The organism is Actinomadura sp. KC216 (assembly GCF_004348535.1).
Taxonomy (GTDB): Bacteria; Actinomycetota; Actinomycetes; order Streptosporangiales; family Streptosporangiaceae; genus Spirillospora.
In genome coordinates this window covers 24,532-33,298 of record NZ_SMJX01000065.1, presented here as the reverse complement: position 1 = coordinate 33,298, position 8,767 = coordinate 24,532, and the positions used below count along the sequence as shown (strand labels likewise).

8 protein-coding genes are annotated in these 8,767 nt (G+C 70.4%); 1 reads left to right on the top strand and 7 read right to left on the bottom strand.

Going from position 1 to position 8,767, the window contains the following annotated elements:
• Together E1264_RS14200 and E1264_RS14195 are read right to left on the bottom strand one after the other, a co-directional pair.
• A partial coding sequence (locus E1264_RS14200; RefSeq protein WP_132173481.1) for a transglycosylase domain-containing protein occupies positions 1-2,442 on the bottom strand: 2,442 nt, incomplete at its 3' end.
• 217 nt (positions 2,443-2,659) lie between these two features.
• Positions 2,660-3,823: an FKBP-type peptidyl-prolyl cis-trans isomerase gene (locus E1264_RS14195; protein ID WP_132173479.1), complete on the bottom strand. Its 1,164-nt coding sequence runs from the start codon at positions 3,821-3,823 to the stop codon at positions 2,660-2,662.
• 430 nt (positions 3,824-4,253) lie between these two features.
• On the opposite strand from E1264_RS14195, the gene E1264_RS14190 reads away from it, so the two are divergent.
• On the top strand, positions 4,254-5,075 hold the full coding sequence (locus E1264_RS14190; protein ID WP_132173477.1) for an exodeoxyribonuclease III: 822 nt from the start codon (positions 4,254-4,256) through the stop codon (positions 5,073-5,075).
• A 28-nt stretch (positions 5,076-5,103) separates the two neighbouring features.
• Here E1264_RS14190 and E1264_RS14185 read toward each other — a convergent pair whose 3' ends face one another.
• From E1264_RS14185 to E1264_RS14170, 5 genes are all read right to left on the bottom strand, one after another.
• Entirely contained in the window at positions 5,104-5,691 is a 588-nt protein-coding gene (locus E1264_RS14185; protein WP_132173475.1) for a class I SAM-dependent methyltransferase, read from the bottom strand.
• 48 nt (positions 5,692-5,739) lie between these two features.
• The gene (locus E1264_RS14180; protein ID WP_165964171.1) at positions 5,740-6,501 is read right to left on the bottom strand and encodes a class I SAM-dependent methyltransferase; all 762 of its coding nucleotides are present in this window, start codon (positions 6,499-6,501) and stop codon (positions 5,740-5,742) included.
• A 26-nt stretch (positions 6,502-6,527) separates the two neighbouring features.
• Complete coding sequence (locus tag E1264_RS43355; RefSeq protein WP_165964170.1) at positions 6,528-7,574, bottom strand: hypothetical protein; 1,047 nt, start codon at positions 7,572-7,574, stop codon at positions 6,528-6,530.
• 120 nt (positions 7,575-7,694) lie between these two features.
• The gene (locus tag E1264_RS14175) at positions 7,695-8,147 is read right to left on the bottom strand and encodes an SAM-dependent methyltransferase (RefSeq protein ID WP_165964169.1); all 453 of its coding nucleotides are present in this window, start codon (positions 8,145-8,147) and stop codon (positions 7,695-7,697) included.
• Entirely contained in the window at positions 8,144-8,662 is a 519-nt protein-coding gene (locus E1264_RS14170; RefSeq protein ID WP_165964168.1) for an ATP-binding protein, read from the bottom strand. The genes E1264_RS14175 and E1264_RS14170 overlap by 4 nt, the downstream gene beginning before the upstream one ends.
• Positions 8,663-8,767: the final 105 nt, after the last annotated feature.

Genomic DNA, 8,767 nt, shown 5'->3' with positions numbered 1-8,767 from the left:
GTCGGTGGGCGGTGCCGGGATGCTCGGCAGGTCCGTGGGCGGCGGCTCGGACGGCTCGCCGGTGTCCGGCTCCTGCGTCCGGCCGGGGCCGATGCCGTCCGGCGGCCCGGTCCAGCCGCCGCCGGGGCGGCTCGACGGCTCCCCGAACGACTCCGGCTCGTAGCCCTTGATGTTCACGGCGTCGCTCATGTACGTCCGCCACATCTGCGCGGGCAGCTGCCCGCCGAACGCGCCGTACCCGGGGATGTTCAGCGGTTTGCCGTCGCTGCGGAACATCGCCACGGACGTCGCCATCTGCGGGATGAAGCCGTTGAACCAGATCGCGCGGCCCTCGTCGGTGGTGCCGGTCTTGCCGGCGACGTCGCGGCCGTCGGGCAGCTGCGCGGCCGTCCCGGTGCCGCCGCGGACGACCTGCTGCATCGCGTACGTGGCGTCCCGCGCGTTCTGCTGGCTGAGCGCCCGCTCGCCCTTCTCGCTGAACGTGCGCTTGTGGTCGGCGTTGTCGGTGACGGACTTCACCACGAACGGCGTCCGGTGCACGCCCTCGGACGCGAACGTCGCGTACACGCCCGCCTGCTGGACGGGATGCAGCGACACGATCCCGAGCGGCAGGGTCGCCGCGGCGCGCTGCTCGGGCTTCATCTGCTCCTCGGGGATGCCCATCTTCTCGGCCATCTCGACGATCTTCTTGTTGCCGATGTCCTTGGCGAGGTTCACGTACGCGGTGTTGACGGAGCGCTGCGTGGCGGTGACGAGGTTCACCGACCCGAAGCTCTCGTTCTCGTTGTTCTCGATGGCGTGGCCGCCGAAGTACTGCGGGGAGCTCCCGTCGTAGGTGGTGCTGAGGGACTTGCCGTCCTCCAGCGCGGCGGCGAGCGCGATCGGCTTGAACCCGGACCCGGCCTGCGCCCAGTCGCCGAAGGAGCTGCTCAGCGCCTCCTCCAGGTAGCCGCGGCCGCCGTAGAACGCGAGGACCTGCCCGGTGCGCGGGTCGACCGACACGGCGCCCGTCCGGATCTTCTCGTTCATCCCCTCGGGGACGTTCTGGTTCACCGACCGGCGCATCGCGTCCATCAGCCGCTTGTCGAACGTGGTGGTGATCTTCAGCCCGCTGCGGTTGATCTCGTCCTCGCTGTAGCCGCGGCGCTCGATGAGCTCCTTCTTGGCCACGTTGACCATGTAGCCTCGCTGGCCCTTGAGGACGTCGGTGATGTGCGCCTTCCGCGGCACCGGGAACTTCATCGACGCGGCCTCGGCGGGGCTCACGACCCCGTCCCGCACCATGTTGTCGAGGACGGAACGCCAGCGCTGCTCGGCGGTGGCGCGCTGCGCCCCGGTCGGGTCGGCGAAGTTGCTGGGCTGCTGGATCGCGGCGGCGAGGTAGGCGCCCTCGGCGGGGGTCAGCTCCGAGACGTCCTTGCCGTAGTAGGCCTTGGCGGCGGCCTGCACCCCGTACGCGTCGCGCCCGAAGTAGATGGTGTTGAGGTACTGCTCCAGGATCCAGTCCTTGGACTTCTCCCGGCCGACCTTCAGCGACACCATCACCTCCTTGAGCTTGCGGGTGACGGAGACCTCCTTGCCGATGCCGCCGTAGTAGTTCCGGACCATCTGCTGCGTGATCGTCGACCCGCCCTGGAGCTGCCGCCCGCTCACCGTGGACCACAGCGCCCGGGTCGTGCCCGACACCGAGACGCCGGGGTCGTCGTAGAAGCTGCGGTTCTCCGCGGCGATCACCGCGTCGCGGGTGCTCTTCGGGATCCGGTCGAGCTTGACCGCGTCGCGGTTGACGCCGGTCTTCGCGATCTGCGTCTCGCCGTCGGAGTAGTAGAACGTCGGGCCCTGCGCGATCGCCTCCTCCTGCGGAGACGGCACCGGCGTGAACATGTAGGCGATGCCGAACGCGGCGATGAAGAACCCGATGAACCCGAGCAGGACGAACAGGGCCCGCCGCAGGTAGCGCGAGCGCCGGCTCCGCGGCTCGCGCGGCCCCTTGCCGCCCCTGCCGCCTCTGCCGTCGCCGCCGGCTCCCCGGCCCGGCACGCGCTCGGGCGGTCCTCCCTGCTTGGACGAGGCGGCGGCGGGCATGGTCTTGGTATCACCGTTCCCGGACTCTCCGACACCCTCCGCCCTCGCCGAGGTATCCGTGCCGGTCACCGTCTTACCGGTGTCGTCGGTGTTATCGGCGTGCGGGGATTCCGCCCCGTCCGTCGCCGGGACGGCGTCGCCGTCGCTCTTGTCGCCGTTCTGAGATATGTCGTCCCTGCGGGCGAATTCGGAGTCTTGGGCGGTTTCTCCGGTGTGCTCGGCCGGCGTGGCGGTCGAGGGACCGTCCCCGCCGGCCGGTGGCGCGACCCGTTGCCTGACGTGCTCGGCGCCGGCCCGGCCCGCCTCGCCCGGCCCGGTGCGCTCCTCGCCCTCCGGGCCCTTTCTGCCGTTGCTCACAAGCCCCCCGTGAATAATGCGTTACCGACGATACCTGAGGGGATCGATGGGATGGGCCGCCCAATGCACAGTCCCGTGTTCCCATTAGGAGGACGGGTAATGCGCCGTCCCGGTTGTCGTGGCGCATGTCGCATCATGAACTTTCCCCGGAAACGCCGAAGGGCGGGGACCCGGCCGGGTCCCCGCCCCTCTCACAGCGCGGCCGGGCCGCGCCATGTCACTTCTGGATCTTGGCGATGATGTCCACCACGAACACCAGGGTGTCGTCGCCCTTGATGTTCGGCGGGCTGCCCTTCTTGCCGTAGCCCTCCGCCGGCGGCAGGACCAGCAGCACCCGGCTGCCGATCTTCGCGCCGGTCAGGCCCTTGTCGAAGCCCGGGACGGTGCCGCCGGTGCCGATCGGGAACTTGGCGGGCGCGCCGCCCTGGCCCCAGGTGGAGTCGAACTCCTTGCCCGTGTCCCAGATCTTGCCCTGGTAGTTGACGACCGCCTCGTCGCCCTTCGCGAGCGCCGGGCCGGTGCCCTCGACGAGCGTCTTGATCTGGAGCTTCTCAGGCGCGTCCTCGCCCTTGGGGATCGTGACCTTGGGAGCCTTGCCGGCCCCCTGGTCCTCGACCTTCGGGAGCTTCTTGTCGTCGAGCTCCTTCTTCGTCCCCTGCGGGGCGGCGTTCTTCGGGACGACGGCCTGCACGTCCACGACGAAGACGACCCAGTCGGTGCCGCTGAGCCCGAGCTGCTCGCCGTCCTTGCCGAAGCCGTCCTTCGGCGGGATCTGCATGACGACCCGGCTGCCGGCCGTCTGGCCGATCATGCCCTTGTCGAAGCCCTTGATGCCGCTCTTGCCGACGACGAGCGGCCGCGTCTGCTGGCCCTGCGCCTCCTGCTTGTAGGACGACCCGAGCTGCTTGCTCGTGCTCTTCTTGGAGCTGTCCTCTTCGTCCTTGTCCTTGGACCACTGGTAGAAGGCGTACTGGACGTACAGCGTGTCACCGTCGGCGATCTTGGGACCGGTGCCCCGGATCGGGACGGTCGTCGTCGTGCGCGTGCCCTCCGGCGCGAGATCGGTGGGGATGTCGACCTTCGGTTCGGACGCGAACTTCCCGGTCACCTCGATCTCGGGCCCGGGGCGGTTCACCCACCACACGACGCCGCCGGTGATCGCCATCGCGACCACCACCATCCCCGCGATCATCATGATCCGCCGCTTGCGCGCCTGCTTGGCGGTCAGCGCGGACGGCGCGGAGGGCCGGCCGAGCCCGCTGCCGCGCCCGGCGCTGATGCCGTGCGGGGTGAACTCCGCGCTGCGGATGTTCTTGGCGTTCGGGATCTTCGCCTTCGCCTTGATCGCCGGCTTGCCCCCGGGCTTGTCATCCTCGGACATGATTCCTCACTCGCTCCGGGTTCGACGACATCACGGAAAGACCACCCTTCCAGGGTCGGTCTAAGCACAGCGTGAAAACCGCGCAAAGAAGGCCGACCCGCAATCTACCGGTCACACGGGCCGCTGCGCGGCCCCCGGAGACCGGGACGGGCCAACCCGCAACCTATCGGTCACGCGGCCTGTCAGGGCGCCGAGCGACCGCAACGGGCCGACCCGCAATGTACCGGTCATGCGGCGTGGATGGGCGCCGCGTGACAGGGACGGGGCCGACTCGCAATCTTCCGGTCACCCGGCCCCCGTAGGGCCGTGCGCCTAGGGCAGGGGGGACCGCCAGGATACTCCTCCGCCCGCAACTCTCAAGCCCGCGCGCCGCGGCGCCCAGGCCCGCGCGCCGGCGCGGGACGGCGGGCCGGGATGGCAGGCTGGGGAGATGCGCCTCGCGACGTGGAACGTCAACTCCGTCAAGGCCCGCCTGCCCCGCCTCCTCGCCTGGCTGGACGAGACCGCGCCGGACGTGGTCTGCCTCCAGGAGACCAAGTGCCGCGCGGACCAGTTCCCGGCCGCCGAGGTCGAGGAGCTCGGCTACGCCACCGCCGCGCACGGCGACGGCCGCTGGAACGGCGTGGCGATCCTGTCCAGGGTCGGGATCGAGGACGTCTCCAACGGCTTCCCGGGCGCGCCGGCGTACGAGGGCGAGGCCACGGACCCGCAGACGAAGCTGACCGAGCCCGTCCTGCTGGCGCCGGAGGCCCGCGCGGTCGGCGCCACGTGCGGCGGCGTCCGGGTCTGGTCGCTGTACGCGCCGAACGGCCGCACTCCCGAGTCGGCGCACTACGCCTACAAGCTCGAATGGTTCGCGGCGCTCCGCGAGGCGCTCGCCACCGAACTGGCCGCCGGGACGCCCCTGGTCGCGTGCGGCGACTACAACGTCGCCCCCACGGACGAGGACGTCTGGGACCCGTCGGTGTTCATCGGCTCCACGCATGTCACCCCGCCCGAACGCCAGGCGCTCGCCGACCTCCAGGCCCTGGGCCTCCGCGACGTGGTCCCGACCCCCATGAAGGGCCCTCACCCTTATACCTACTGGGATTACCGGGCCGGGATGTTCCACAAGAACATGGGGATGCGGATCGACCTGTTCTATGCGAGCGAGGACGTCGCCGGGCGTGTCCGGTCCGCCTACGTCGACCGGGAGGCGCGGAAGGGGAAGGGGCCGTCCGACCACGCTCCCGTGGTCGTGGACCTCGATTAGCCCGCCGGCCCGCCAGTCCGCCGGCCCGTTAGCGGGCTTTGCGGGCGAGGAGGCGGCGCTTGCCGGTGTTCGCGTCGTCGGCCTGCTGCAGGACGGTGAAGCCGCGGGGGAGGAGCGAGGCGGGCTCTCCGGCGGCCAGGCACCATTCGGCGGGCAGGCCGGGCCGGGCGCGCCGCGCGTCCTCGGTGAACGCCTCCCAGGCGAGCGCGCCGCCGTCCAGGACGGCCGGGGCCGCGCGGCCGAACACGGCACGGTCCCAGAAACCCGTGCACAGCACCAGCGCATACCCGGACGGATCGGGCCGCCAGGCGCCCAGGTCCGCCTGGACGAGCGTGATCAGCGAGCCGAGCCCGCGGCGCGACGCCTCGGCGCCGAGCCGGTCCAGGGCGATCTCGGAGACGTCGACGGCGGTGACGGCCCGCCCGGATCCGGCGGCGTGCAGGGCGCTGCCGGACGGCCCGGACGCCAGATCGAGCACGCCGCCGTCCGGAAGGTCGAGCGCCAGCGCCCGCTCCGCCAGCGGGTGGACGGCCGTCAGTGCAGGAGCGTCCCCGTATCTGGCGTTCCACCGGAGCCTGTCCGGATGCCCGGCCAGGTCCGGTGGCACATCGTCCATGCGGCCGACTCTACGCCCGGCGGCACGGCCCGGCGGAGCCGGTGGCGGCTAGCGGAGCTCCGCGATGAGGAGGATGAAGATCGCCGTCGGGAAGCCCCGGCGCCACCACGGGTCGTCGCGCATCTGCTCTTCCGACGGGTGCGGTTCGCGCAGGTCGGCGATGACGAATCCGGAGTCTCGGAGCGTTCCAGCATAGAACTCCAGCGGCCGGAGCCACGATGTCACCATCGAGGGGGATTCGAGCCCGTCCACCAGGAACCGCTGCTCGATGCCCCGGGACGTGAAGTACTGCGACGCCGGGATGCTGGCCGACGCGCCGCGCTCGGCGTGCTCCACGTAGAAGCAGGGGTGCAGGGTCAGCAGGATCAGCCGCCCGCCGCTCTTCAGGACCCGGGCGATCTCGCGGAGCGCGTCGGTCGGGTCCGGCAGGTGGCTGAACAGGTGGTTGCAGACGACCAGGTCGAACGTGTCGTCCTCGAAGGGCAGGTCGTCGACGCTGGCGTAGGTGAACCTGGCCGTGCCCTCCGGCGACGGGTACGAGGCCGCCGCGTCCACGAGGCTCTGGCAGGCGTCGATGCCGTCGACGTCCGCGCCGGCGGCGGCCAGCGTGCGGGAGAGGTAGCCCTCGCCGCAGCCCGCGTCCAGGACGCGCAGGCCCCCGGCGGGCCCGATGGCGTCGAGGACGGCGGCGTCGGTCAGCTCCGTCCGGTACCGGTCACGGCGCTCCCTGATGACCTTGACCCAGTACTCCGCGTTGGCCTCCCATCGTTCCTGCGTCAGATTCGCGATGGCCTGCGCCGTGTCCTCCACCGGCTCCCCATTCTCCAGAAGCTGGTTCAGACGGTGCCCTTGAGCTTCCGAACCAGCGCGTTGCACGTCTGTCTGATCCTTCGGTCCCGGCAATCGACTCCGCGCAGTTCCAATGCCTGGATCAGTTCGACGATCTTCCCCCCGAACGCGGGGTCGCGTTTCAGCGCGAGCGGTATGTACGTCGACACCAGGTAGTAGAAATAGGCGTCGTTGTACACGGCGATCTCGCGTAACACCTCGGTGGCCGTATTGCGCAGCGACAGGGAGCTCGGCAGGGTGAAGTCGCTGCTCAGCCGGCTGTCCCGGGCGTAGGTCGGGAACGCCCATTCCTCCAGCGCCGCGTACACGGGCGTCGTCTCCAGCTCCCTGCGGTACCGCTCCGCGAGCTCGACGTCGTCGGAGTTGATCAGGGAGCCCATGATGACGCCGCGCGTCGTGAACGCCGTCTGCCGGGCGGGGACGTCGAAGCCGAGATCGGCCTCGATCGTGTCGGTCACCTTGCTGACCTGGTGTGCGATGACGTTGACCGCCAGGATCGAGTGGAACGAGTAGGTCTTGCGGTTCAGCCGGGGGGCGAGGTCGACCGAGGAGTCGCGGAGGATCTTCGGGTCCTCCAGGATGCCCCGGCCCGGCTCGTCGGAGAAGACGAGTTCGAGGGCGCGGTCCGGCTCGCTTCCCCAGAAGCGGGCGATGAAGGACGACGTCTTCTGCGTCGGCTCCCCGCGGACGATGCACAGCGCCGCCTCGAGCGCGTTCAGCAGATGCTGCTGCGGGACGGGCGCGTTCTCCAGGGCGGACAGGTCGACGGAGAGCCCGACGTCGTCCAGGTCGCCGATGAGGATGTCGCGCCTTTTATGGACGGCGTGCGACATCGAGTACTCGGCGATTCCCGGGATGGAGGACATGAGGCTCTGGAGGGAGCGCCCGCTCACCCGGTCGAGCCAATCGACGTTGTCCCACAGCCGGAAAACGGTGCTCTCGTCGAGCCCGGAGAAGGCCGCGACGTCGGACATGTTGAGGCCCATGTCCTTGGTGATCTCGGAGAGTGACTTCGGCTCGCCGTCGGCGGTCATCGCTCGCCCTAGATGTGACACTTGTTGGCACATTGATCGTACCGAAGTGCCGGGCATAGCGGGCGAGGTGATCGCGGTTGTGTTCGTTCTGTCATCGAGGACGGCGAGCATGGCGGGCGGTCACTCCGCCCGCGCGGCGTCGCCGCCGAGGTCAGTGAGGTGGTCATGGTCCGCGAGGTTCCCGTGGTTCGCAGAATGGCCGTGGATGGCGGGGTGGTCGTGGATGGCGGGGTGGCCGTGGTATGCGGGCGCGGGGAGCCCGCAACCATGGTCCGGGAACCGCCGCAGCCCGGTGTGCTGGGCGTGCGACGCGGCGGCGATGTCCAGGATGCCCCTGTACGCCTGGACGAGCCGGCCCGCGCTGGCGCACCTGCGCAGCGCCCTTTCGGCGGGTTCCCGGCCGGCGGCGTAGGTGCCCTCGCCGCCGGAGAATGTGTTGTGCGGACGGGTCGTGCAGCGGCGGGCGACGCCGGGGGCCGACGCGTTGAGCAGCGGCCCGCGGGCGTCCGCCTCGTCCTCCCGCGGACCGGGCACTGACCGTCCGGTCAGGCTCGGCGTCGGCCCCAGCGTCACGGCAGTCGCCACCCTTCGCGGACGCCCACCCCGAACCAGAACGTCGCCCCGTTCTTGCTCCGGTGGGTGCCGAAATCGGTGGCGAGTGCCTTCATGAGGAGGAGCCCCCGCCCGTGCACCGGCAGGGGTTCCTTGGGTGCACGCGGCTGGCCGGGCGCGGCGCCGCCGTCGGTCACCTCGACGCGGACGTACCGGTCGAGATGCATGACGGACAGCGTGATCGTCCCGTCCGGGCGCGGCCTCGCGTGCAGCACCGAATTGGTCATGGCCTCGCTGGTGAGAAGTTCCAGGTCGCCGAGCTCGGTCCGGTCGGCGCCGAAGTGCTGCCCGACGAGTTCCCGCACGTAGGATCTCGCGAGCCGCACGGCGGCCGGGGTCGCGGCGAGATCGATCTCGCCGATCAGCCGCCCGCAGGATTTGCCGTTGTTCCAGGCGGACGGGATTCCGAGCTCCAGCGAAGGTGCGGGCGCCGGGACCAGCACCGGCGTCCCTGTCCACGCGTCAGATGCGTTCATGGCGGCGTTGGCTTCACGTCTCCGTGTCGGGCTGTATGCGAACATGTGTTCTTCGGCCTGGAGGAAGTGAACTTTTCTCATCCGGTGCGTCCGCGGAAGCCGTGG